The 22,193-nt window shown below is 70.5% G+C and carries 20 protein-coding genes; 11 read left to right on the top strand and 9 right to left on the bottom strand.

All coding sequences use genetic code 11. The annotated features are described in order from the left end of the window. Positions 1-23: 23 nt before the first annotated feature. Positions 24-1,394 (top strand): hemolysin family protein, encoded by a 1,371-nt coding sequence (locus tag A176_RS27665; protein WP_002635350.1) that lies wholly within the window; start codon positions 24-26, stop codon positions 1,392-1,394. Between the two features lie 4 nt (positions 1,395-1,398). Here A176_RS27665 and A176_RS27670 read toward each other — a convergent pair whose 3' ends face one another. From A176_RS27670 to glgA, 3 genes are read right to left on the bottom strand one after another with little or no spacing between them, the layout of a single operon-like run. Beyond that, the gene (locus A176_RS27670; RefSeq protein ID WP_002635349.1) at positions 1,399-1,881 is read right to left on the bottom strand and encodes a hypothetical protein; all 483 of its coding nucleotides are present in this window, start codon (positions 1,879-1,881) and stop codon (positions 1,399-1,401) included. 2 nt (positions 1,882-1,883) lie between these two features. Then, positions 1,884-2,801 carry a serine/threonine protein kinase gene (locus A176_RS27675; protein ID WP_002635348.1) on the bottom strand — a complete coding sequence of 306 codons (918 nt, stop codon included), beginning with the start codon at positions 2,799-2,801 and terminating at the stop codon, positions 1,884-1,886. Between the two features lie 35 nt (positions 2,802-2,836). Then, the gene (gene glgA, locus A176_RS27680) at positions 2,837-4,270 is read right to left on the bottom strand and encodes a glycogen synthase GlgA (RefSeq protein WP_002635347.1); all 1,434 of its coding nucleotides are present in this window, start codon (positions 4,268-4,270) and stop codon (positions 2,837-2,839) included. Here glgA and pdxH point away from each other — a divergent pair, their 5' ends adjacent. After that, positions 4,271-4,933 (top strand): pyridoxamine 5'-phosphate oxidase, encoded by a 663-nt coding sequence (gene pdxH / locus A176_RS27685; RefSeq protein WP_044889346.1) that lies wholly within the window; start codon positions 4,271-4,273, stop codon positions 4,931-4,933. A gap of 12 nt (positions 4,934-4,945) precedes the next feature. Here the strand turns inward: pdxH and A176_RS27690 are convergent, their stop codons facing one another. Beyond that, on the bottom strand, positions 4,946-5,635 hold the full coding sequence (locus A176_RS27690; protein WP_002635345.1) for an SDR family oxidoreductase: 690 nt from the start codon (positions 5,633-5,635) through the stop codon (positions 4,946-4,948). A 79-nt stretch (positions 5,636-5,714) separates the two neighbouring features. Between A176_RS27690 and hemG the strand changes: the two genes are divergently transcribed. The 4 genes from hemG (at position 5,715) to A176_RS27705 (ending at position 9,219) form a co-directional block, all read left to right on the top strand. Continuing rightward, on the top strand, positions 5,715-7,124 hold the full coding sequence (gene hemG, locus A176_RS27695) for a protoporphyrinogen oxidase (RefSeq protein WP_044889345.1): 1,410 nt from the start codon (positions 5,715-5,717) through the stop codon (positions 7,122-7,124). 115 nt (positions 7,125-7,239) lie between these two features. Next, positions 7,240-7,362 (top strand): hypothetical protein, encoded by a 123-nt coding sequence (locus A176_RS40820; protein WP_002635343.1) that lies wholly within the window; start codon positions 7,240-7,242, stop codon positions 7,360-7,362. A gap of 31 nt (positions 7,363-7,393) precedes the next feature. Next, positions 7,394-8,449, top strand: a complete 1,056-nt coding sequence (locus tag A176_RS27700) for a sensor histidine kinase (protein ID WP_002635342.1) — start codon at positions 7,394-7,396, stop codon at positions 8,447-8,449. Beyond that, positions 8,446-9,219 carry a LytR/AlgR family response regulator transcription factor gene (locus A176_RS27705; RefSeq protein ID WP_002635341.1) on the top strand — a complete coding sequence of 258 codons (774 nt, stop codon included), beginning with the start codon at positions 8,446-8,448 and terminating at the stop codon, positions 9,217-9,219. The genes A176_RS27700 and A176_RS27705 overlap by 4 nt, the downstream gene beginning before the upstream one ends. 206 nt (positions 9,220-9,425) lie before the next feature. On the opposite strand, the gene A176_RS27710 is transcribed toward A176_RS27705, so the two are convergent. The 3 genes from A176_RS27710 to A176_RS27720 form a co-directional block, all read right to left on the bottom strand. Continuing rightward, entirely contained in the window at positions 9,426-10,190 is a 765-nt protein-coding gene (locus tag A176_RS27710; RefSeq protein ID WP_226994006.1) for a TolB family protein, read from the bottom strand. A 203-nt stretch (positions 10,191-10,393) separates the two neighbouring features. Further along, positions 10,394-11,812 carry a hypothetical protein gene (locus A176_RS27715; RefSeq protein ID WP_021781012.1) on the bottom strand — a complete coding sequence of 473 codons (1,419 nt, stop codon included), beginning with the start codon at positions 11,810-11,812 and terminating at the stop codon, positions 10,394-10,396. A gap of 95 nt (positions 11,813-11,907) precedes the next feature. Beyond that, complete coding sequence (locus A176_RS27720; RefSeq protein ID WP_044889343.1) at positions 11,908-13,398, bottom strand: glutamate-cysteine ligase family protein; 1,491 nt, start codon at positions 13,396-13,398, stop codon at positions 11,908-11,910. A 168-nt stretch (positions 13,399-13,566) separates the two neighbouring features. On the opposite strand from A176_RS27720, the gene rlmN reads away from it, so the two are divergent. Further along, positions 13,567-14,646 (top strand): dual-specificity RNA methyltransferase RlmN, encoded by a 1,080-nt coding sequence (rlmN, locus tag A176_RS27725; RefSeq protein ID WP_044889342.1) that lies wholly within the window; start codon positions 13,567-13,569, stop codon positions 14,644-14,646. Between the two features lie 373 nt (positions 14,647-15,019). Then, positions 15,020-15,403: a hypothetical protein gene (locus A176_RS27730; RefSeq protein WP_002635336.1), complete on the top strand. Its 384-nt coding sequence runs from the start codon at positions 15,020-15,022 to the stop codon at positions 15,401-15,403. Here the strand turns inward: A176_RS27730 and A176_RS27735 are convergent. Beyond that, positions 15,393-17,012: an adenylate/guanylate cyclase domain-containing protein gene (locus A176_RS27735; RefSeq protein WP_002635335.1), complete on the bottom strand. Its 1,620-nt coding sequence runs from the start codon at positions 17,010-17,012 to the stop codon at positions 15,393-15,395. The two genes, A176_RS27730 and A176_RS27735, sit on opposite strands and share 11 nt — an antisense overlap. A gap of 34 nt (positions 17,013-17,046) precedes the next feature. Then, the gene (locus A176_RS27740; protein ID WP_002635334.1) at positions 17,047-17,901 is read right to left on the bottom strand and encodes a metallophosphoesterase family protein; all 855 of its coding nucleotides are present in this window, start codon (positions 17,899-17,901) and stop codon (positions 17,047-17,049) included. Between the two features lie 111 nt (positions 17,902-18,012). Between A176_RS27740 and gluQRS the strand changes: the two genes are divergently transcribed. The 3 genes from gluQRS to A176_RS27755 all read left to right on the top strand — a co-directional run bounded on the left by gluQRS (position 18,013) and on the right by A176_RS27755 (position 22,185). Then, positions 18,013-18,984: a tRNA glutamyl-Q(34) synthetase GluQRS gene (gene gluQRS / locus A176_RS27745; RefSeq protein ID WP_044889341.1), complete on the top strand. Its 972-nt coding sequence runs from the start codon at positions 18,013-18,015 to the stop codon at positions 18,982-18,984. A 220-nt stretch (positions 18,985-19,204) separates the two neighbouring features. After that, complete coding sequence (locus tag A176_RS27750; RefSeq protein WP_002635332.1) at positions 19,205-20,161, top strand: hypothetical protein; 957 nt, start codon at positions 19,205-19,207, stop codon at positions 20,159-20,161. Positions 20,162-20,346: 185 nt separating this feature from the next. Next, on the top strand, positions 20,347-22,185 hold the full coding sequence (locus tag A176_RS27755) for a patatin-like phospholipase family protein (protein WP_002635330.1): 1,839 nt from the start codon (positions 20,347-20,349) through the stop codon (positions 22,183-22,185). Positions 22,186-22,193: the final 8 nt, after the last annotated feature.

Genomic DNA, 22,193 nt, shown 5'->3' on the forward strand with positions numbered 1-22,193 from the left:
GCACGGGATAAGAACAGGGCTCTATGCCTACCTGGACCCTCTGGGTCGCCTGCCTGGCGCTGTGTTTCGTCAGGGCACTCGTCGCCGCGGCGGAGTCCGCGCTCTACGGCGTGTCCGACCTGCGCGCACAGGAACTGGCGAACGCGCAGCCCAGCCGCGCGAGTCGCCGGGTGTTTCGCCACAAGACAGACCGTGAAGCCGTGGCCACGGCCCTCCGCCTGGGCATGGTGCTCAGCGGCTTCTGCGCCGCGGCCATTGGCGCGTTCGTTCCGCCGCGCATGCTGGACTTCAGCCGCTACGGCGAGGCGGTCTGGCTGCAGCTCGCCACCGTCACCGCGGGCGCGCTGCTGGTGGGCGTGGTGGCCACGCTGATGGACGTCACCATGCGCGGGCTGGCCAACGGCAGTCCGGAGCGCTGGGCACTGCGGCTGTCGGGCCTGGTGTCGCTGCTGGTGGCGGTGATGTACCCGCCCATGCGCGTGGCCATGGTGGTGCTCAACCTGGTGGCGCGCACCTTCGGCCGCACGCTGCGCTTCGAGCCGCCGCCTCCGCCGCTGGAGGAGCTGGAGAAGCTGCTGGCGGCGCAGGCCGCGAAGAACGAGGTCGACAAGAGCGCCCCGCAGCTCATCCGCTCCATCTTCGAGCTGTCCGACAAGCGCTGCCGCGACGTCATGGTGCCGCGCACGGAAGTCGTCACGGTGGACATCACCGTCACGCCGGAAGAGCTGCTGCGCCTGCTGGCCGAGGAGAACCACTCCCGCATCCCCGTGTACCGGGATGACGTGGACCACATCATCGGCGTGTTGCACGCGCGCGACATCATCCCCCTGCTCCAGCACCCGGAGCTCATCGTCCTGCACGACATCATCCGCCCGGCGCACTTCGTGCCGTGGATGAAGCCCATTGGCGACCTGCTCCGGGACATGCAGAAGCAGAAGATTCACATGGCCATCGTCGTCGACGAGTACGGCGGCTTCATGGGCGTGGTGACGCTGGAGGACATCCTCCGCGAAATCGTCGGCGACATCGGCGACGAGTTCGAGGTGGAGGAGAAGCAGGTGGAGAAGCTCGCCGACGGCAGCTTCCTGGTGGACGCCTCGCTGGAGGTGGACGGCTTCACCCAGACGTTCGGCTTCCCCCTGCCCGAAGGCGACTTCGACACGCTGGGCGGCTTCCTCTCCTCCATGGCCGGCCACCTGCCGGACGTGGGCGAGCGCTTCGCCTACAACGGCTGGCAGTTCGTGGTGGCCTCCAAGGAAGGCCCCCGCATCGACCGCGTGCGGATGACGCGCGTGAAGTCGGGCATCACCACCAAGGACGGCAAGCCCACCGAGGCGCGCGACGGCCTGGCCCGCGAGCATGGCCGCGAGGAGCAGCCCTCCGCGAAGGGCTGAGGGCTCAGTCCCCTTCCAGCGGCGGCGCCCAGGCCAGCGGCAGCACGCGCTCGGCCTGGAAGGGCGCCCGCCGCTCGGTGCCGCCAAAGCGCAGCACCACGCCGCCCTCCACCTGCACGCGCCGGCGCACCGGCTCCAGCCCGCCCGTGGCGCGTCCGCTGGCCAGCGGGAAGAGGACGCGAAGGGGCGCGCTGCCGTCCTCGGCCAGGGGCGCGGCCACCTGCTGCGTGCCCACGGCCACGCGGCGCCCGTCCACCCGCAGCGTGAAGTCCACGGCGGCGAGCGTCGCCGCGTCCGACGCGGGGTTCCTCACCTCCAGGTCCAAGTCCAGCACGCCGGTGCCGTCCGGCTGGAAGTCCACCTGGAAGCCCACCACGCGCACCGCTTCGTCATACGCGCGCGGCCGGAAGGGCACCGAGCCCAGGCACCCGGACACCCACGCGCTGGCCAGCAGTCCACCGACGACGACGGCCCGGCGCGAATGCATCTTCAGCCGCCCAGCAGCGGCTGGAGCGCCTCCACCGTCAGGGGCCAACCCGCGCGCCGCGCCAGGGACTCCAGCGCCTTGATGAACTCCCCCGCCGTCTGGAAGCGCCGCGCCCGGTCCGCGAAGAGCGCCTTGCGCGCCACCTGCACCGCGTAGTCCGGCAGCTCCGGCGACACCGAGGACAACAGCGGCACCCGCGCGTCGCGCACCTTGTGCATCAACTCCGCTTCGTGTTCGCCCGCGAAGAGGCGGCGGCCGGCCCACAGCTCCCAGAGGACGATGCCCACCGCGTACAGGTCCGTGCGCGCGTCCACCGCCAGGCCCAGCACCTGCTCCGGGCTCATGTACGGCAGCGTGCCGCGCAGCGCGCCGGAGTCGCCGCGCATCAGCCCCTCCACCTCCGCCACGCCGAAGTCGGTGAGCTTCACGTCGCCGTTGATGCCCAGCAGCAGGTTGGCCGGGTTCACGTCCCGGTGGACGATGGTGGCGCCGTTGTCCCCCACCTTCGCCCGGTGGATGTAGTCCAGCGCCTTGAGCAGGCACCACGCGATGTAGCAGGCGGACTCGGGCGGCATCGCCGCGCCGGCCTTCATCAGCAGCTCCTGCATGTAGCCGAGCGTCCGGCCACTCACGAGCTCCTGCACCATCAGATAGTCCGGCCCCGCCTTGAACAGCCGGTAGGTGCGGACGATGTTCGGATGGCGCAGGCGGACCGTCAGCTTCGCCTCGTCGACGAAGGATTTGACGTAAGCGGTATCGCTCCGAAACGACGGGTGCAGCCGCTTGATGACAATTTCGTCCGGTTCACCGGGTGAGCGCTGCGTGGTGACCCGGGCTCTCGCCTGGTACACCTCCGCCATGCCGCCCACCGCCAACCGGCCGACCACCTCGTAACCACCCAGGTCCGGAGCATCCGCCACGGCACAACTCTACTGCGAATTTCCGTCCGCACCCACTATTCAGCGACGACGTCGTTGAAGAGGGCCTGGTACCGGCGGCCGGACGCGTTCCAGGAGAAGTCCTTGGCCATGCCCCGGCGCCGGAACTCGGCCAGCCGCGGCGGGTCCGCGTAGAGGGCCAGGGCCCGGCGGAAGGCGGCCAGCAGCGCGGCCTTGTGGAAGGCCTCGAAGAGGATGCCGTTGCCGTCCAGCCCGCCCTCCACCGTGTCCACCAGGCCGCCGGTGGCGCGGACGATGGGCACCGTCCCGTAACGCAGCGAATACATCTGGTTCAGGCCGCACGGCTCGTAGCGGCTGGGCATGAGGAAGAAGTCCGCGCCCGCCTCCACCAGATGGGACAGCGCGGGGTCGAAGCCCAGGTGCACGGAGACCTGCTTCGGGTAACGGGCCTGCAACGCCCGCAGCCCGTCCTCCAAGGGGCCCTCGCCGCTGCCCACGCCCACCACGCGAAGGTCCGCGTGCAGCGCGGCCGGCAGCGCCTCCAGGAGCAGGTCCACGCCCTTCTGCCACGCCAGCCGGGTGACGAAGCCGAACACGGGCGCCCGCGTGTCCTCCAGCCCGAAGCGGCCCAGCAGCTCCCGCTTGCACACGGCCTTGCCGGCCATGTCCGACGCGCTGTAGCGGACCGGGAGGAAGGGGTCCGCCTCCGGGTTCCACTCCTGCGTGTCGATGCCGTTGAGGATGCCGTGGAGCCGGTGCGCGCGGTGACGCAACAGGCCATCCAGCCCGTACCCCTGCTCCGGCGTCTGGATTTCCCGGGCGTAGGTGGGGGACACGGTGGTGAGCGCGTCGGAGAAGACGAGCCCCGCCTTCAGGAAGTTCACGGTGTCGTGGAACTCGAGCCCGCCGTGGGCGGTGAACAAGTCCCAGGGCAGCCCCAAGTCCCCCATCACGTCCTTGGAGAACTGCCCCTGGTAGGCGAGGTTGTGGATGGTGAAGACGCTCTTCGCGTTCGCCAGCGGCCCCGCCTGGAAGCCGCGCCGCAGCGCCACGGGCACCAGCCCCGCCTGCCAGTCGTTGGCGTGGACGATGTCCGGGATGAAGCCCAGCCGCTGCGCCGCCTGGAGCGCGCCCACGCACAGATAGGCGAAGCGCCGGTGGTTGTCGGCGAAGGGCCCCGACGCATCGCCATAGAGGCCGTGGCGGTTGCCGAAGAGGGACTCGTTCTCCAGGAAGAGCACCTCCAGCCGCTCGGCCAGGCGGGCGGAGAGGATGGGACCCGACAGCTCACCGAAGGGGAAGCGCAGCAGCAGGGACTGCCCGGTGGGCACCAGCCGCTCGGCGCCCCTCACGTCACGGTAACGCGGGGTGACGACCTTGACGTCATGGCCCAGCGAGGCGAGCGCGGCGGGCAGTGCGCCGGCCACGTCCCCCAGGCCCCCCGTCTTCGAGAACGGGGCCACCTCCGAGGAGATGAAGAGGACTTTCATGTGCGCACATTGACGTGTGCGCCAGACGAGTCAACCGCGAAGGTGCACCGCTGCCTCCGCCCCCTTATGTTGCACCGCGTGATGATTCCTCCAGACCCCATCCAGCGCTTCGCGGAGCTCTTCGAGCGGGCGAAGCAGGCCATTGCCGTGGACCCCAACGCCATGGTGGTGGCCACCGTGGGGGACGACGGGCGCCCCAGCGCGCGCGTCGTCCTGCTCAAGGACTTCGATGCTCGCGGCTTCGTGTTCTACACGAACCACGAGAGCCGAAAGGGCCGCGAGGCCCGGGCGCATCCGCACGCGGCGCTGTGCTTCTACTGGCAGCCCCTGAACGAACAGGTGCGCGTGGAGGGCCGCGTGGAGCGCGTGACGGACGCGGAGGCGGACGCGTACTTCCACAGTCGCGCGCGGGGCAGCCAGGTGGGCGCGTGGGCCAGCCTGCAGAGCCAGCCGCTGGCGACTCGCGAGCAGTTGGAGGCCCGCGTGGCGGAGGTGGAGCAGAAGTACGCGGGGCAGCCCGTGCCTCGCCCGCCGCACTGGTCCGGCTTCCGCGTGGTGCCGGACCGCATCGAGTTCTGGCACGCCCAGGAGAGCCGGCTCCACGACAGGCACGTGTACCTGCGTGAAGGCGGCGGCTGGCGCACGGAGATGCTCTACCCGTGACGTGTCACACGGCTACCAGGGCACCTCGGCGCCCTGGTAGTCGAAGAAGCGGCCACTGTGCTCCGGGTTGAGCCCGTCGATGACGCGCAACATGCCGCGCACGGAGTCGGTCGCGGGCAGCGTCGCGTCCGGCCCGCCCATGTCCGTCCGCACCCAACCCGGGTGAAGCAGCACGGTGACGACCCCTTCGGCGCGCAGGTCCATGGACATGGTGCGCACCGCCATGTTCAGCGCGGCCTTCGACACGCGGTACGCGTAGGCGCCGCCATCCGTGTTCGCGGCGAGCGAGCCCATCCGCGACGTGACGTGCGCCACCCGACGCAAGGCACCTTGCCGCAAGGCCGGCAGGATGGCGTTGGTGACCCGCAGCGGGCCCAGCGCGTTGACGGAGAAGGTACGGGCCATGTCCGCGAAGTCCACGTCGTTCAGCGCGCACCACAAGCCAGAGACGCCGGCGTTGTTGATGAGCACGTCCACGGGACTGAGACACACGTTGGTGGCGAACGCGCGCACGCTGGCGTCGTCGCCCACGTCCAGTTCATGGATGCGCAAGCGGTTGCCCGCGGTGTGTTTCAAGGACTCCAGCCGCCGGGCACCCTCCGACGACCTGACTCCGGCTTCGACGGTATCGCCCCGCAGCAGGAGCTGCTGGACGAATTCGAAACCAATCCCCCTGCTCGCTCCGGTGATGACGTAGCGCATGCATGGCATTAACGCGCTGAATGCCTCGCGCTGGCAAAACACGCCTGTTGACGACTGGGGAGTGCACGCTGGTAACCGGATGCACCACATGCCGAGGACACACGGAATGAATGTCGCCGTCGTGGGAGGTGGGATTTCGGGGTTGGCCGTCGCGCATCGTTTGCGTTCGCGCGGTACGGATGCCGTGCTTCTGGAGACCTCCGGCCGTCTTGGAGGCGCGGTGGGCACGCATGCGCGTGACGGCTACCTGGTGGAGCAGGGCCCCAACAGCTTCCTGGACCGCGAGCCGGCCACGCGGGAACTCGCGGCGGCATTGAACCTGGAAGGTCGAATCCGGGTGGCGGACCCGTTGGCGAAGCGTCGCTATGTCTACACGCGTGGGCGACTCCGGTCGGTGCCGTCCTCGCCGCCCGCGTTTCTCGCATCGGACATTCTTCCGCTGGGCGCGCGGCTGCGTGTCGCGGGTGAACTGTTCTCCGGCCGCGCCCCCACGGGCATCGATGAATCACTGGCCGAGTTCGGCCGCCGTCACCTTGGACGCACCGCCACGCAGGTGCTGCTCGACGCGGTGCAGACGGGCATCTACGCGGGCGACGTGGAGCAGCTCAGCGTCGCCGCCACGTTCCCCATGCTGGTGGACCTGGAGCGCAAGCACCGCAGCCTCATCCTGGGCGCCATCCGCGCGCAGCAGGTCCAACGCCGGGCCCTCTCCGCGGGCGGCACGCCGAAGCTGAGCGGCGCGTTGAGCACGTTCGACGGTGGACTCCAGGTGCTCATCGACGCGCTGGCCACGTCGCTGGGGGACGCGGCGCACGTGGGCGCTCAGGTGGAATGCCTGACGCGCGTGGACGGCGGGTGGAAGTTGATGGTCGAGGAGCGCGGCCAGCGCGCGGAGCTGAGCGCATCCCAGGTGGTGCTGGCGGTGCCCGCGCATGTCGCGGCGGAGCTGCTCCGGCCCTTGGATGACGCGCTCGCGGCGCAGGTGGCGCGCATCGACTATGCGCCCATCGCCGTGGTGCACCTGGGCTTCGACGCGGGGACGCTGCCCGCGCCAGACGGCTTCGGCTTCCTGGTGCCCTCGGGCGAAAAGCGGCGGCTGCTGGGCGCCATCCATGCGTCCACCACCTTCCCCTTCCGCGTCGAGGGCGGGCGCGTGCTCTACACGTGCATGGTGGGCGGCGCGCGGCAGCCGGAGCTGGTGCGGCAGGACGAAGCGGCGCTCGCGGCCCTGGCGCTCGAGGAGCTGCGCGCCCTGGCGGGCGTGACGGCGCAGCCCACCTTCACGCAGGTCTACCGCTGGCAGCGCGGCATCCCCCAGTACAACGTGGGGCACCTGGAACGGATGGCCGGCATCGACGCGGCGCTTCAACGCTGGCCCGGGCTGCACCTCGCGGGAAACGCGTACAAGGGCATTGGCCTCAACGACTGCATTCGCAACGCAGCGCGGCTCGCGGATGCCCTCACGGACGAGGAAAGCGTTCGGAAATAGCCGCGGCGACCACTCGTTGTCGGGGAGCGACCGCTCGGGCCGGAGGCGTCAGCGAAAACCGGAAAGCCACGTCAGACTGGCAGTGCATGCTGCTTGGAGTCAGGAGCCCCCCGCCATGTTCGCCCTCCCCTCCCCCGTCCTCGTCGTCGCCGCCATCCTCCTCTTCCCCGTCGTCCTCGCCGGCAGCATGCTGCTCGACGCCTTCGAGACGGAGCTGGAGGAGCGCCCCGCGCGGTGATGCCCCCGGCGGTGTAGGCTTCCTCGAGCGCATGCTCGAAATCTCCGAGGGCTCCATCGTCCGCGCCACCCTGCGGGCCCTCGTGGAGCCCCGGCGGCTCTTGCCCATCCTCGTCGTCTCCGTCGCGTTGATCGCCGCGCAGGTGCGCTTCAGTGAGCCGCCCTCCGCGTTCGCGCTGGGCATCCTGATGTGCCTGCTCTTCGTCGCGGTGGCGCCGGTCTCCTACCGCGTCCTCTTTCCCGAAGGACTGGACTTCAGCCACGGCGGCATTCGCTTCCTCCTCTACGCCACCGTGGGCAGCGGCGTGGTGCTCACCTCCGGCTTCGTGGTGCCCAAGCTCCTGCAACTGGGCCCCACCTTCCTCACCCAGCCCACCAACCTCGCCGTCTGCGGCGCGCTCTTCCTGGTGGGCGGCTGGGGCCTGGGCCGAGACATCGGCTTCGAGGAGAGCCTCACCCGGGAGCGCGCCCGCGCCGCGCGCTTCGCGCTGGAGGCGGAGCAAGCGCAGCTCCTGGCGCTGCGCAGCCACCTGGACCCGCACTTCCTCTTCAACACGCTCAACGCCATCGCGGAGTGGTGCCGCGAGGACGGCGCCGTGGCGGAGGCCGCGGTGCTGCGCCTGTCGACGATGCTCCGCTCGGTGCTCGCGGGCGTGCGCAGCGCCACGTGGCCCCTGGAGCAGGAGCTGGAGCTTGTCCGCACCCTCTTCGACCTGCACCTGCTGCGAGACCCCGAGCTCTTCCAGCTTTCGATGAACGTCGCGCCGGGCGTGGGACAGGTCCCCGTTCCGCCGCTGGTGTTGCTGCCACTGGCGGAGAACGCCGTGAAACACGGCCCCGCCGCCGGGCATCGCGGCCCCCTCACCTTGGACGTCGTGTCCCACGGTGATGGCCTGGAGGTCGCCATCGAGAATCCGGGCCGCTCCCAAGGTCCCCGGGAGGGAAGCGCGGGCCTGCCCACCGTGGAGCGCCGGCTCGCCCTGGCCTACGGCGGCGCGGCGCGGCTCGTGATTGAAAGTGATGACGCTCGCACCCGTGTCGCGGTCACCCTGCCCCGGGCCGGCCCTCAACCTGGAGTCCTCACATGAGTTCCTCTTTGCGCGTGCTCATCGCCGACGATGAACTGCTCGCGCGCAAACGCCTGTCGCGGCTGTTGACCGCGATTCCGGACACGGAGGTGTGTGGTGAAGCCGCGGACGCCGACGCCGTGCTCGCCGCGGTGCGCGCGGGCGGCGTGGACGTGGTGCTGCTGGACATCCACATGCCCGGACTCAGCGGACTGGATGCGCTGGCCCTGATGCCGGAGGACGGGCCTCGCGTCATCCTCTGCACCGCGCACGCCGAGCATGCCGTGCAGGCCTTCGAGCATGGCGCGGTGGATTATGTGCTCAAGCCCGTGGAGCCCGCGCGACTGCAGAAAGCGCTGGAGCGTGTGCGCTCACGCGGCACCGCCATGCAGCAGGTGAACAGCGCGACGAAGGCGCCCGCCGCCGCCGTGCCCCGGAGCCTGGGGCGCCTGCCCATTCCCACGCGACAGGGCATCGTCCTGGTGGACACGGAGAGCATCTCCCACGCGGCGTTGGAGGACGAGCTGGTGACGGTGTTCACCACGCAGGGCGACTTCCTCACCGACTTCACGCTCAACGAGTTGGTGGAGAAGCTGCCCTCGGAGCACTTCCACCGCGTCCATCGCCGCGCGCTGCTCAACCTCACGCACGTCGCGCGGCTGGAGCCGCTGGACACGGGGGGCTATCTGGCGCGCACCCTTCGAGGCCATGGCGTGGAGGTGAGCCGCCAGTCCGCGCGCGAGCTGCGGCGCATGCTGGGACTGCGGCGAGGGACTGAAGACGAGGGGTGAGGCGCCCAGGCGCTGACGAATGGTGAGCGCGCGCCGGACTCACGCTCCGGCACATTCGCACGAGGGGCGTCGTCCTCACGAGCGCGCGGATCTCGCCCACTACGCACGCGCTATCTGTGTGACCTGCGCGCGGTCCACCAGCGCTGTGCGCTTCCGCTCACGCGCCCGTGCGCCATTTCCACGGCACGGGCGCGCTCGCGGCCTGCTCAGTTCACGCGCGCTTCGATGGTGACGACCCGGCCACCTTCGTTGCGCGAGTAGACAACGGTGCCACGCTCGGTCCACTCCGGCGCGAAGCCCTTGCCCAGGCTGGAGGCGGACGCCACGTCGTAGTTCCGGTCGAAGGCGATGACGCGCACCTCGCCGTCCTCACCCGCCCGCAGACTGGTCGTCGTGTAGACGATGATGCGGCGGTCAGCGTCCCACTCCAGCGTGCCGCCCTGTGCCGGGTTGGGGATGTACGCCGAGCTCAACTGCGACGCCGCGCCCTTGTTCGTCACCTGCACCAGGTCCTTGCCGTTCTCCTTCACGCGCCACAGCGCGGGCACACCCGAACGCCGCGAGGACTGGAACAGCACGACGCGCCCATCCGGAGACCAGATGGGCGAGCTGTCATCGAAGCCCTGCGTCACCCGGTCCGACTTGCCCGAGTTCACGTTGAGCACATAGAGGTCCGAGCTCCGCACCGCGTCGCCCGCGAGGTGCGAGTCCGGCAGCTTCGCGTACACGACGCGCTTTTCGTCCGGGGACACCTCGGGCTCGCCGGTGCGCTGCGCAACCAGGTGCGAGGTGCCCTTGTTGTCCACGCGCATGAGCTGAAGCGAGGTCGTTTGATAGACGATGATGCGCCGGTCCGCGTCCTCGGTGGACGGAGACACCACGGCCTGGGACGTCACGGACGGGGACTCGGTGTCCTCGAGCGTCTCCGCATCCAGGCCTCCGCACGCGGCGAGCGCGAGCGAAGAAGCCATCCACATCGCAAGGTTTCTACGGGGACTACGGCAGCGGACGTCGGTCGGATGCATACGGTCCTCTGGGTGGAAGCCACCTACCAGCGCGGGGTTGACTGGTTTTACAGTCCGCGCTCACGGGTATTCCAGGTCAGAGCACCATAACAATCTGGACCGTCATAAATGCTACCCGACGAGTGGCCGGCCCCGAGCCACACACCGCGTCATGGCCAGGCGAAGAGCGCGGGAACGTGGGTCGCATCCGCGCCAAAGATGTCCGCGAGGACCCGGACGGCTTGCACGGGGGTCGCGTCGCCCGCGCGCACGCACCTCGCGGCCTCATCCAAGGTGAGTGAAGGCGAGGAACAGTAGGACTCGAGCCAGTACGCGACGAGCCGCTCGGAGAAGGTCGTCTCCAGCGCCGCGACCTTCGTGTCCAGCCAGGCCTCGGCGGAGGTGAAGCTCGGGCGCTCCGGCGACACGTTCGCTTCATGGAACGTGACGTCATGCTCGTAGCCGGACTCGAAGAGATGGTCCTGCATCGTCACGAGGAAGGGCGCGCGACGCGAATCCAACACCGATGACGACAACACCGCGACGCGGTGCGCCTGCGACAACCGCAGCGCCTGGTACTCGAAGGTGCGGGGGACCTGGCGATGATGGGTGACGGAGACCGTGTAGGTTCGCGTCGTCGGGACGTTCTTCGTCACCAGCTCCGACCGGGTGACGCCATTCACGTCGGTGGAGTCCTCCCAACCGACCTGGACCTCATTGACGACCTCCGTGCGCGTCTCCTCCTCCGTATAGGGGACCGTCTCCGTCCAGGATGCGGTCCGCTCGACGTCGCGGCACTCCTGCTCGGTGACGAAGCGACCTCCCAGGGTGAACACGGGTCGCGACATGGCCCCCGACGCGTACCAGGGCGAGGACTCGAAGACCTGGATGAGCCGGCTTTCGAGCTGCGCCTGCTGCACGACATTGAGCCCGTCCACGGAGCCTTCCCACGCGATGGCCCCGAAGACTCCGGGCACGTCGGCGGGCCGGGGGGCGGACTCTCCCCAGTGGTCGCAGTAGCGGAAGACCAGCTCGCGCCAGTGAGGACTGTCGTCGGAGCGCATGTCCTTGAGCCGCTGGCAGGACGCCCTTCCGCTTGCCTGCACCCGCGCCTCCATGTCGATGGCGAGATTCGCCAACTCCGGATGCGCCAGCAGCCCCTGTCTGCGCCGTAGCGCCTGCTCCGCGGTGAGCGCATGTCCCTCCCGGGCGGGAACACCGACCCGCAGCTCCAGATGGCGGCGAGTGCTCTCCAGCGCATCGCGCAACAAGTGCTCCATGCCACCACTGAGCTTCGTCCCCCACGCGGCCCGGTGGTCGAGGACGTTCAGCAATCCCACCTCCGCGTCGTCATCCCGCCCCTCGTGACGCGCCGCCCGCGCAGCCTCCAGCCCTTGCAGCAACGCCTGTGAACGCAAGCGCTCGCGCATCTGGAGCAACTCCGGCTCATGCGGACTCTGACGGACGAGGTCCTCGTAGAGGGTCGCGGCCTCCACGTAGCGCCCCTCCTGCGCCAGGGAATCCGCCCTGCCACGGATGGTGGAACACGCACACAGGGCCAACACGGAGACAAGGAGGAGGCGTCGCATGGTCACCTGGAGGCAGGCCGTTTCCCCCGCGACGCACCGGACGTCCGGATATTCATGCGCCCCGCGCTTTTCTGGCCGGCCCGCGCTGGAGCCCCTCAGTCCACCGGCCACGTGTGCACCGGCGCGCCCGACTCCGCGTGCTGGAGATAGCGCTCCAGCATTCCGGCGAGGGCATCCTGCCGGGGCATCTGCGCCTCCAACCGGGCCAGCACCTGCCGCTGCCACAGCGCGCCCGTCCGCCGCAGCGCGACACGCTGCTCGATGATGCCCAGCAAGGTGTCCGCCTCCTCCGCGTCCACGCCCGCGCCCAGCAGGCCGCGGCGGGCCTCGGACAGCAGCCGTGGCACCAGCATCGTCACCGGAACGGGCCGAGGGCTCGGCGCGGAGTCGGCCGGCCACAGCATCTCCGCGTCCAACCCCTGGCGCGCCGCGCGGATGAAGTTGCCGTAGACGTGGAGGAAGGGCAGCGCGGGGAGCAAGGCGTCCACGCGCTCCGCGAGGGCCAACGTCAGGCCCAGCAGGAACGCGCCGTTGGCCGCCATGTCCATCGCCGTGGGCCCCGCGGGCAGCGCGCGGAATTCGATGCGGAGGTGCCCACCGTCCTTCGGATCGTAGATGGCGCGGTTCCACGTCCACACCGTGCCCTGGTGCAGACGCAGCTCATCCAACCCCGGCACCTCGCCCGCGGCCACGCGCTCTCGCGGTGACTCGTCCCCCGTCACCGGCAGCAGCGGCGGATGCAGCGCCACGGACTCCGCGAAGAGTTCGTAGGCGCCCTCGCGCACCCAACCATGGCCGAACGACACCCGCGCATGCGGCTGGAAGCCGCCCTCTCCGGGCTCGCCCCGGTCATCCACCGCTTGCCGGAACAGGGCCACCCGCGTCTCGTCCCACAGCTTCCGGCCCAGGAAGAACGGCGAGTTGCCCGCCACCGCCAACGCCGGCGCCGTGGCGAGCTGCGCGGCGTTGTACAGCCGCGCGAAGTCTTCGGGTGCCACGCGCAGGTGGTACTGGAGCGACGTGTTCGCGCCTTCCAGCGTGACGTCGTTCCAGGTGAGGTTCAGCGCCTCCTCATCACCGCGAATGGCCACCTGGAACGGAGCGGCCCGCCGCTGTCGAATCGCGTTCGACATGGCCCGGTAGCGAGGCTCCGCCGTGAGCGCGCCGCTGCCCAGGTCCGCCTCGCGCAACGTGGGGAGGATACCGATGACGGCCACGCGCGCCCCTTGCGTCGCGGCCCCCTTTCGCACCGCCGCCAACGCGCTCTCGATTTCCTTCCGCAGCGCGGTGAAGGGCCTGCCCGCCAGGGGCCCCGGCCGCAGGTTCACCTCCATGTTGAAGGCGTCCAGCTCCAGCGTCACGCGAGGGTCCTCGGTCCGCGCGAGCACCTGGCGGTTCACCGGCAGCGGGAAACCCAGCGCGTCCACCAGGTACAGCTCCAGCTCGGCGCCCACGGTGGGGCGACCCGCTCCGAAGCCTGGCCGCGCCAGCAACGCGCGCAGCGCCTCCAGGCTCTCCACGAGCCGTTGGGAGAAGCGCGCGTGGTCCTCTGGAAGAAATTCCTCCTGATGGATGGCCATCCCCATGAGGGGCCAAGGTAGGCATGGCCGCCTGCTTCCGCCCCGGCGCCAGGGAGCCCGCCTGCCCGGCCGCCAGGCGCACCCCGGGGACTACCCTCCAGGGCAGGGTCAATGTCCACGGGGGTCTGGGGCCCAGGTGCGTTCGGGCCGGGTGTGTTATCTCGCATCCTGGTCATGCCGTCCGACACGCTCGCCAACCTGTACGACCTGACGCGGCCCGCACTGGGAGCCCTGCTCGCCGGCTGGGGCTTCAGCGCCTACCACCGGGACCAGCTCTGGACCGCCCTGTACCGCCGGCACGCGACCTCCTTCGACGAACTGGAGGGCTTGAAGCCGGAGCTGGTGCGAGCGCTGCGTGAACGCGCGCGCCTGAGCCACCTGGGCGTGCACCACGAGTCCTTCAGCAGCGACGGCTTTACCCACAAGTTGCTGCTGCGGCTCGACGACGGCCAGACGATTGAGACCGTCCTGATGCGGTTCAAGGGCCGCGCCACCGTGTGCATCAGCACGCAGGCCGGCTGCGCCATGGGCTGCGTCTTCTGCGCCACCGGGCAGATGGGCCTGTCGCGCCACCTGACGCCCGGCGAAATCGTGGGGCAGGTGCTGCACGTCAACCGCGTCCTCCGGGACGCGAACGAGTCGCTGCGCAACGTGGTGCTCATGGGCATGGGCGAGCCGCTGCACAACTACGAGCACACGATGGCCGCCATCGACGTGCTCGTGGACGCGATGGGGCTCGCCATGGGTCCGCGCTTCATCACGCTCAGCACCGTGGGCGTGGTGCCCGGCATCCGGCGGCTCGCGGACGAGGAGCGCCCCATCCACCTGGCCGTCAGCCTCCACGGCGCCACGGACGCGGAGCGCGCGGCCCTGGTGCCCGTCGGGCGCCGCTGGCCCCTGGACGAGCTGATGGACGCGTGCCGCTACTACAGCGAGAAGCGCGGGCGTCGCATCTTCTTCGAGTGGACGCTCATCGCGGGCCGCAACGACACGGCCGAGCACGCGCACACGCTGGGCCAGTTGCTGCGCGGCATGGACGCGCACGTCAACGTCATCCCGCTCAACCCCACGGTGGGTTACGACGGCGGCCCCAGCCGGCCCGAATCCGTGCGCGCGTTCCAGGACGTGCTCACGTCGTACGCGGTGCCCAGCACGGTGCGTCAGCGCCGAGGCATCGACATCGACGCGGGCTGCGGTCAGCTCAAGGCCGACGTGGAGCGTCGGGCCCGCCGTTCACTTCCCACCAGCGCCTGATTTCGCATTCCGCCCCGCGCACGCGCGTCCGCTAACGTGAGCCAGCGGGGCGGGCACCCACACGAGGGCCCGAACCTTCCGTTCGACCGAGCCAGAGGTACGAGTCCACTGTCGCGAGTGGAGAGGGTCCCCGCTCGCACGGTCGCCACACCACGGACCCTCCGTGCGCTCCCGCGCGGTCTCGCTTTTCTCGTGCGTGACGCACAAGCTCTCGGCATGACGCGAAGGTTCACCGCTGTCAGGGTCCAGCGGTACACCCCAAGCAGTGCGTCGTGTCGGTAGCGGACGGCCCTGACGATTACGAGTGGTGCCCCTTGCACGCGACATGGCCATGGGCACATTCTTTCCATCGGCTTCCCCGGGGAGGTGGGCGATGCTTTCCATCCAGGAGCACGCAACGGTGGATGAGGCGAGCAACGATCTGCTCGACTTCGTTCTCAAGCCGTACAACTGGCTGTCACTGACAAGGACCAGCACGGACCCGGCCGCATGGCCCGGGCAGAACACGCTCTATCAGCGCCGCGTGGGGTCGCTGCGTATCTGCGCCTCCGTGGATGTGGCGGCCACGCTGGACGTGTTCCTCCACATCGCGTTCCGCGCACCGGGCCTCACGCCGGTGAAGGCCGCGGACCATCTGGAGAGCTTCCTCAAGCGGAGGCTGCCGCTGACGCCCAACTCCGAATGGCAGGTGGAGGTGGACGAGCGCCGCTGGATTCACTTCTCGCGGCGCTACGCGGGGCCACCGCTCAAGGCGTGAGCGGCTCCAGCCGGTAGTGGCGCAGCGGCTGCGCCACGTTCTTCACGTGCGTCTCCGACAGGGGCCCGAAGCGCAGGCTCCGGAAGAAGGGCTCGTCCGAGCCCTTCAACGTGTCGTGAACGCTGTCCATCACCAGCGTCTCCCGGAAGCCCGCCAGTGACTGGAGGCGTGCCGTCTGGTTCATGCCGCTGGAGAAGGCCGTGTACTGACGGTTGGGCCCGAAGAGGCCGCAGTTCGCATGGGCCAGGTTGACGCCCACGGACACGCCCAGGCCGGGCAGCTTCACGCGCTCGCACAGCGCGGCCACTTCCTCGCGCGCGCCCAGTGACGCGGTGAAGGCCTGGATGTCCCGCGCGGCGCGCACCGCGTCCCGCGCGCGCGCATGAAGCGAGTTCTTGAAGAACGGCGGCCCGAAGAGGCCGATGACGCAGTCACCGACCATCTTGTCGAACACGCCGCCGTGCTCCCAGATGCAGCCCACGGCGCGCTGGCTCCACTCGTCCACGAAGCGGCCGATGCTCCGAGGGCTGTCGAAGCCCTGCTCGCAGATGCGGGTGAAGCCGTTGATGTCCGCGAAGAGGATGCCCACCTCCTGGTCCTGCGCCCGCAGGTGCTGGGCATAGGCCGGGTCCTGCAACAACGCGTCGATGACCGCGTTGGGGAAGAACTGCGACAGGTGGATGCGCTCGCGGTGGTAGTCCTGGAGGCGCTGGCTCAGCGTGGACGCCAGGACCCGGATGAGGTCCATGGCGTAGGTGGAGAAGCCCTCGTCGTTCCAGACGACAATCTTCCCCAGCGGCCCCTGCGACGCGGCGCCGGAGATGAGCACGGCCTCGGTGGTGCGGCCGGTGAAGAGGGGGCGCAGCGCGGCCTCCTCGCCCCGGAGCAGCCGGGGGCCGTGCTGACGGATGGCCGCCTCCAGTCCCGTGTGGGGCTGCTCGCCGCTTTCGAACTCCAGGTGCCCGCCGCGGTAGGTGCGGTAGTGCAGCACGTGCGGCTGCACCGCGTCCCGGTACAGCAGCAGGAAGCCCGGCAGGCGCACGTGCTGGGACAGCGTCAGCACGGCCAGGTCCATGCCCGCCTCGAACACGGGGTTGGCCAGGTGGCGGTTGCACTGGAGGATGAGCTGGTGCTTCTCCGACGCGGTGTGCACCAGGCACAGCACGGTGTCGAGCTGCTCGGCCACCGTGTCCAGGATGCGCAGCAGGCGCGCGGACGTTTCGGGCGCGGTGGCGTCGCCGGGGAAGAGCAAGCCGAAGGTGCCCACGCGGCTGCCGGCCACGTCCAGCGGCTGGCTGACCAGCGTGTCCTCGCCCAGGCGGCTGACGCCCGTGGACTCCGCCAGGAGCGCGCCGGGATGGCAGTCACTCCAGTCGCCCTCGGTCCACGTCTGCTCCACCAGCTCCTCGTCACGCGTGGTGATGGCCGCGGCCTTGGCGCCGGTGAGCGCGAGCACGCGCGGGAAGCAGCGCCGAAAGGTCCGCGTCAGCGTCTCGCGTTCTCGCAGGCCCTCCTCCAGGAGGTCATCCACGGCGCGGTGCAGCGCGCGCAGGGCCTTGTACTCCTCCAGCGTGATGTCGGTGGGCGACGGGTACGGCGGGTTCGTCATGGACTGACGTTCTAGCGCCGCCCGGGTGGTGCTGTCACAGAACGGGCGTGTATTGCTGGCCGCCCGTTATCTGCCCGCCCGCCACGTCGATGAGCCAGTAGCCCTCGTTCCCGGCCTCCGTGGAGGACCCCGCTCCGAAGACATGGGGGCGCTCGGCGGTGGCGGGGTGGTGGTAGCGGTGGTGGATGTGGCCATGCAGCACCGCGTAACGAGGCCCTGGCAACAGCCGCAGCAGCGCGTCCGCGTCCCGCAGGCCGTGGTGCCAGCGGTCCGGGCGGCCCTTCGGGTTGAGCGGCGCGTGGTGCACCGTCACCAGGACGGCGCGGCCCGCCAGCCGGGCGTCCTTCACCAGCGCGGCCAGGCCCTCGAGCTGGGCCGGCCCGATGACGCCGTAGGACAGCCCCGGCGCGTGGGGAACGCGGGCGGACAGCAGGCCCACCACCGCGGCCTCGGTGCCCACCAGGCGGACGAAGGGGAAGGCGCCCTCGCGGCGGTACTCGGGCAGGTCGCTTTCCAGCAGGTGACCGAAGTGCCGCGCGAAGCGGCCGGTGCGGTGGCTCCCCGGGGTGAAGACGTCGTGGTTGCCGGGGATGACCGTGCACCGCCGTGGGTCATCCGCCAGGGTGCCCAGGGCCCGCCGGGCGCCGAGGAACTCGCCCTCCAGCGCGTAGGCCGTCAGGTCGCCCGACAGGATGAAGTGGTCCACCTGCCGCGCCTGCGCCTCGGTCGCGATGGCGGCCAGCGTTCTCGGCGCTTGCGCGTATCGCCTGGCACGGCCGCCCACGGTGAGCTCGGCCAGGGCCACCCAGCGGCGCCAGCCCAGGCGGTGCAACGGCAGGGAGAAGTAGTTCTCGGTGATGTGGACGTCGGAGCAGTGGGCGATGCGCATCAACGGATTCCGCCAATCTCGACCAACGTAGCATCCGCCCCCGGGAGCGTCGACGAAGCAGGCCACGGGCACTGCACCGCTCCTCCGCGTCGGTTATCGTCCCCCGCGACGATGACCCGCACCGCGAGCACGCCTGCCTCCCCCCTCTGCGGACGCTTCGCGCCCAGCCCCACCGGGCGCATGCATCTGGGCAACATCCGCAGCGCGCTGCTCGGCTGGCTTCAGGCGCGCGCGGTGGGAGGCCGCTTCCTGCTGCGCATCGAGGACCTGGACCGTGCGCGCTGCAAGCCCCAGTACGTGGAGGACCTGCTGCGCGACCTCGCGTGGCTGGGGCTCGACTGGGACGAGACGGCGCTGTTCCAGAGCCAGCGCGATGACGTCTACCGCGACGCGCAGGCCCGGCTGGAGCGCGAGGACCTCGTGTATCCGTGCTTCTGCACCCGCGCGGAGATTGCACGGGCCGCCAGCGCGCCGCATGGGCTCTCCGACGAAGGACCTCGTTACCCCGGCACCTGCGCGCGCCTCACCCGGGAGCAGATCTCCGAGCGCGCTCGCACCCGCGCCCCGGCGTACCGCTTTCGCGCGCGCCCCGGTGAGGTGCGATTCGAGGATGGACTGCAAGGTCCCTACGCGCAGGACGTGGACGTGGTGGTGGGTGACTTCGTGGTGCGCCGCAACGACGGCGTGGCCAGCTATCAGCTCGCGGTGGTGGTGGATGACGCGGCGACGGACATCACCCACGTCCTTCGCGGCGATGACCTGCTGTCCTCCACGCCCCGGCAGCTCCAGCTCTACGCGGCGCTGGGGCTGCGCGCGCCGGACTTCCTGCACGTGCCGCTGGTGCTGGGTGAAGACGGCAAGCGGCTCGCCAAGCGCGAAGGGGCCTTCGCGCTCGCGGAGCTTCGCGAGCGTGGTGTGCCTCCCGAGCGCGTGCTGGGCCTGCTCGCGTCCTGGAGCGGGCTCGGCGACGGAGCGCCCGTGACGCTGGCCGAACTGGTGCGTGACTTTCGCCCCGAAGCGCTGCCCCGTGAACCCGTCACCACCAGCGAGACCGCGCTCCAGACGGCACTCGGCCTGTGCTGAGCTTCCTCCCCGCGGCCCTGCCCCGCTCGCCTGGCGCGACCACCCAGGGCGTACTCTCAAAGGCACTCGGCCAGGAGTGAGCCACCGCGCCGCGCTCCCCCGCGTGGGGGCATTCAGGCGTGGTGGAATCGTGCGTCCTTCGCCCCATGGCCATGTTTGCCGCGAACATGAGCGTCTTCTGCTCGCAGGGGCGCTCCCTCGCATCAGGAGGGGCAGCACCATGGCAGCCATCGTCGAGAACCAAGCGCCCGGCGTCATCCCGGCCGTCGCGGGCAATCCCTACAAGCTGAGCTGGGGCGCCATCTTTGGCGGCGCATTCGTCGCCATGGGCCTGTGGATTCTCCTCTACTCGCTCGGGTTGGCATTGGGCCTCTCCTCGGTGAACCCCAATGACCCGTCCAGCGCCCGGGCGGCGGGTATCGGCACCGGTATCTGGAGCGTCATCGCGCCCCTCATCGCGCTGTTCTGCGGCGGCTTCGTCGCCGCGCGCTCGGCGGGCCGGTTGGACAAGGGCGGCGGCGCGCTGCACGGCGCGGTGATGTGGGGCCTGACGACGCTGGTGAGCGTCGCCCTGCTGGGCATGCTGCTCTCCACGGTGCTGAGCACCGTGCTGCGCGCGGGCGGTGCGGTGGTGGGCGCCACGGGCGCGGCGGTGGCGGGCGCGGCCTCCGGTGGTGGACAGGCCGCGCAGGCCTTCGGATTGGACGCCAATGACGCGCTGGCCCCCATCAACCGGCGACTCCAGGCGGAGGGCAAGCCGACCATCACCGCCAATCAGCTCCAGGCCGCCACCTCCGACATCATCACCACGGCCGTGCGCACGGGCGAGCTCGACCGGGAGGTGCTCGTCTCCTCCATCGCGGACAACACGCGCCTGACGCGACAGGACTCGGAGGAGGTCGCGGACCGGGTGAACCAGCAGTTCACCGCGTTCAAGGGCAAGGTCGGTCAGGTGGGCCAACAGGTGCAGCAGGGCGCGCTCCAGGCCGCGGAGCCCACCAGCCGCGTCTTCTGGGGCATCTTCGGCTCGCTGCTGCTGGGACTCATCTCCGCGGTGATCGGCGCCACGCTGGGCGTGAGCCGCCGCCAGCGCATCGCCGCCGAGGGCGCCGTCATCACCACCTCGCCCCCGCGCCCCACCGAGCCCATCGGCCCTCGACGCGAGGTGTACCCGTAGGCGTCTCACGCACGACGGCGCGCGGGCCCCACGCCGGCGCCCGCGCGCCGTCCGCTTCCACACACTCCCCGGCGCCCCCGCATGCGGGCCTGGGCTAACATCCACTCCGACGCGGCGTCGGGCACGAGCCCCCGGCGCCCTCCCGCGCTGGCGCCTCGCCCGGCGCGCCTTTCGGGGGGATGCACATGAACCGGAGCACCACGTACCTGCTGTGCTTGAGCGCGCTCGCGGCCGTCTCCAGCGGCTGCTTCCTGCGGACGGGCTACCTCCTCGACGCGTTGAACACGCCCGGGGACCCAAAGGCCGCGCCGCTGCCCGTCCCCATCCAGGAGCGCGCCGCGCGCCTCACGCGCAGCCACCTGGTGGATGCCTATGCCGACCCCGCCGAGGCCGCGCGTTGGATGTCCGCGCTGGGCAACGCCCCCCAGCCCATCCTCGAGCAACTGGGCTGCCTGAAGCAGACGGCCGGAGGCAGCAACAGCGCCTGCTACGAGCAGTTCCTCCACACGGCCCTGGAGACGCCCTTGTGGGGTGTGCCGCCGAGGCCCACGTCGGTGGACCCCGCCCGCCCCGCGCCAGGCGAAGTGGACGCCGCGCGCTTCCTGGCCAACACGCTGGGCATCGCCGCGTCGCTGTCCGCCCTGCGGGACGCGCAGGGAGACACGGTGCCCCTCCAGGTGCTCTCCCGAGGCATCCGCGAGGGCGCCGAGTCCGCCGCGCAGTACATCAGCGCCCGCCAGTGGAACCGCACGCTGGGCCGCCCGTCCAACGCCCTGGTCCTCAGCGGCGGCGGCGCCAACGGAGCCTTCAGCGCGGGTGCCGTCTGGCGGCTGCTCGGCGTGCTGGAGCAGTGCCGTGGCAAGCCCGCGCCGGAGGGCTGCGGGGACGCGCGCATCGACCTGGCCGCGGGCTCCAGCACCGGCGCGCTCATCAGCACCCTCGTCGACCTGTTCCACACGCCGGGCCACGAGCAGGCCGCGCGCCAACTGCTCATCAGCAACTACACGTGCTCGGTGGAGTCGGACCTGTACTGCGTCAACAGCACCTGGATTTGGAAGATTGCCTCGGACCTGCGCGGGCTGGTCCAGTTCGACGGCGTCTACGGCAAGCTGCGCGCCGCGGTGGTCCCCGAGCAGCTCACCAACGGCACGGAGCTGGTGGCCGTGTCCGTGGACTTCGACACCGGCGATGTCTTCGGCATCAGCGACCAGGACCCGGCGAACTTCGACCCGAACGCCACGCCCCAGCAGCGAGTGGAGGGCCTCATCAACGGCGTGGTGGCCTCCATCGTCGAGCCCGTGCTCGCGGACCCGGTGCCGTGGCTGCCGTCGCACACCGGCCGGCTCCAGGGCAGCTTCTACGACGGCGGCGTGCGCTCCGGCTTGCCGCTGCTCCAGGCCGTGCAGCGCGGCGCCGAGCGCGTGCTGGTCATCTCCACCGGCGGCGTGGAGCCCTCCCCCGAGAGTCCACCCGACAACGCCGTCAGCGTGCTGATGCGCACCATCGACCTGTTCGTCGCCCAGCCGCGCGTGGGCGAGGTGCAGCAGGGCGAGCTGGCCGCGGTGGGCCGCCGCTTCGCGGAGTACAACGTCTGCGTGGAGCGTCTGGTGAACGTGACGGACGCCGCCAGCGCCAACGCCTTCTGCCGCCGCACCGGCACCGGCTTCGTGTCACGCGAGCCCGGCGCGCTCCAGGCGGCCACCAGCATGTGGCTGGGCTCGGCCCGCTTCGACCAGGTGGCCTCCAGTTGGCGCTCCGCGTGGATGTTCCGGCCGGACTCACAGCTCCAGACGGCCAGCGGCTACGGCTTCAACCCCGAGGTCATGCGCCCGCTGTTCAAGGAAGGCGTGAAGCACTTCCAACTGCGCTGCCAGGAGGTGCTGCGGCTCTTCGAGATTCAGGGCAGCCTCGCCGCCGCCGAGTGCGACAAGCCGGTGGACACCGTCGTGTCGGAGGCCGAGGCGCGGTTCGCGCCGCTGGCCCAGTGCACGCAGGGCAAGCCAGAGCAACGTTCGTGCGAATGAGTCCTGGA

This window comes from Myxococcus hansupus (assembly GCF_000280925.3).
Lineage (GTDB): Bacteria > Myxococcota > Myxococcia > Myxococcales > Myxococcaceae > Myxococcus > Myxococcus hansupus.

What these genes read in the sequence shown, in the direction of transcription:
- A176_RS27690 (WP_002635345.1), bottom strand. Translation starts at nt 5,635, where the DNA reads ATGCGCTACGTCATCACCGGAGCGAGCAGGGGGATTGGTTTCGAATTC.
- A176_RS27705 (WP_002635341.1), top strand. Translation starts at nt 8,446, where the DNA reads ATGAGTTCCTCTTTGCGCGTGCTCATCGCCGACGATGAACTGCTCGCG.
- A176_RS27720 (WP_044889343.1), bottom strand. Translation starts at nt 13,398, where the DNA reads ATGGGGATGGCCATCCATCAGGAGGAATTTCTTCCAGAGGACCACGCG.
- A176_RS27700 (WP_002635342.1), top strand. Translation starts at nt 7,394, where the DNA reads ATGCTCGAAATCTCCGAGGGCTCCATCGTCCGCGCCACCCTGCGGGCC.
- A176_RS27740 (WP_002635334.1), bottom strand. Translation starts at nt 17,901, where the DNA reads ATGCGCATCGCCCACTGCTCCGACGTCCACATCACCGAGAACTACTTC.
- A176_RS27670 (WP_002635349.1), bottom strand. Translation starts at nt 1,881, where the DNA reads ATGCATTCGCGCCGGGCCGTCGTCGTCGGTGGACTGCTGGCCAGCGCG.
- hemG (WP_044889345.1), top strand. Translation starts at nt 5,715, where the DNA reads ATGCACCACATGCCGAGGACACACGGAATGAATGTCGCCGTCGTGGGA.
- glgA (WP_002635347.1), bottom strand. Translation starts at nt 4,270, where the DNA reads ATGAAAGTCCTCTTCATCTCCTCGGAGGTGGCCCCGTTCTCGAAGACG.
- A176_RS40820 (WP_002635343.1), top strand. Translation starts at nt 7,240, where the DNA reads ATGTTCGCCCTCCCCTCCCCCGTCCTCGTCGTCGCCGCCATCCTCCTC.
- rlmN (WP_044889342.1), top strand. Translation starts at nt 13,567, where the DNA reads ATGCCGTCCGACACGCTCGCCAACCTGTACGACCTGACGCGGCCCGCA.
- A176_RS27730 (WP_002635336.1), top strand. Translation starts at nt 15,020, where the DNA reads ATGCTTTCCATCCAGGAGCACGCAACGGTGGATGAGGCGAGCAACGAT.
- A176_RS27715 (WP_021781012.1), bottom strand. Translation starts at nt 11,812, where the DNA reads ATGCGACGCCTCCTCCTTGTCTCCGTGTTGGCCCTGTGTGCGTGTTCC.
- gluQRS (WP_044889341.1), top strand. Translation starts at nt 18,013, where the DNA reads ATGACCCGCACCGCGAGCACGCCTGCCTCCCCCCTCTGCGGACGCTTC.
- A176_RS27710 (WP_226994006.1), bottom strand. Translation starts at nt 10,190, where the DNA reads ATGGCTTCTTCGCTCGCGCTCGCCGCGTGCGGAGGCCTGGATGCGGAG.
- A176_RS27750 (WP_002635332.1), top strand. Translation starts at nt 19,205, where the DNA reads ATGGCAGCCATCGTCGAGAACCAAGCGCCCGGCGTCATCCCGGCCGTC.
- A176_RS27735 (WP_002635335.1), bottom strand. Translation starts at nt 17,012, where the DNA reads ATGACGAACCCGCCGTACCCGTCGCCCACCGACATCACGCTGGAGGAG.
- A176_RS27665 (WP_002635350.1), top strand. Translation starts at nt 24, where the DNA reads ATGCCTACCTGGACCCTCTGGGTCGCCTGCCTGGCGCTGTGTTTCGTC.
- A176_RS27755 (WP_002635330.1), top strand. Translation starts at nt 20,347, where the DNA reads ATGAACCGGAGCACCACGTACCTGCTGTGCTTGAGCGCGCTCGCGGCC.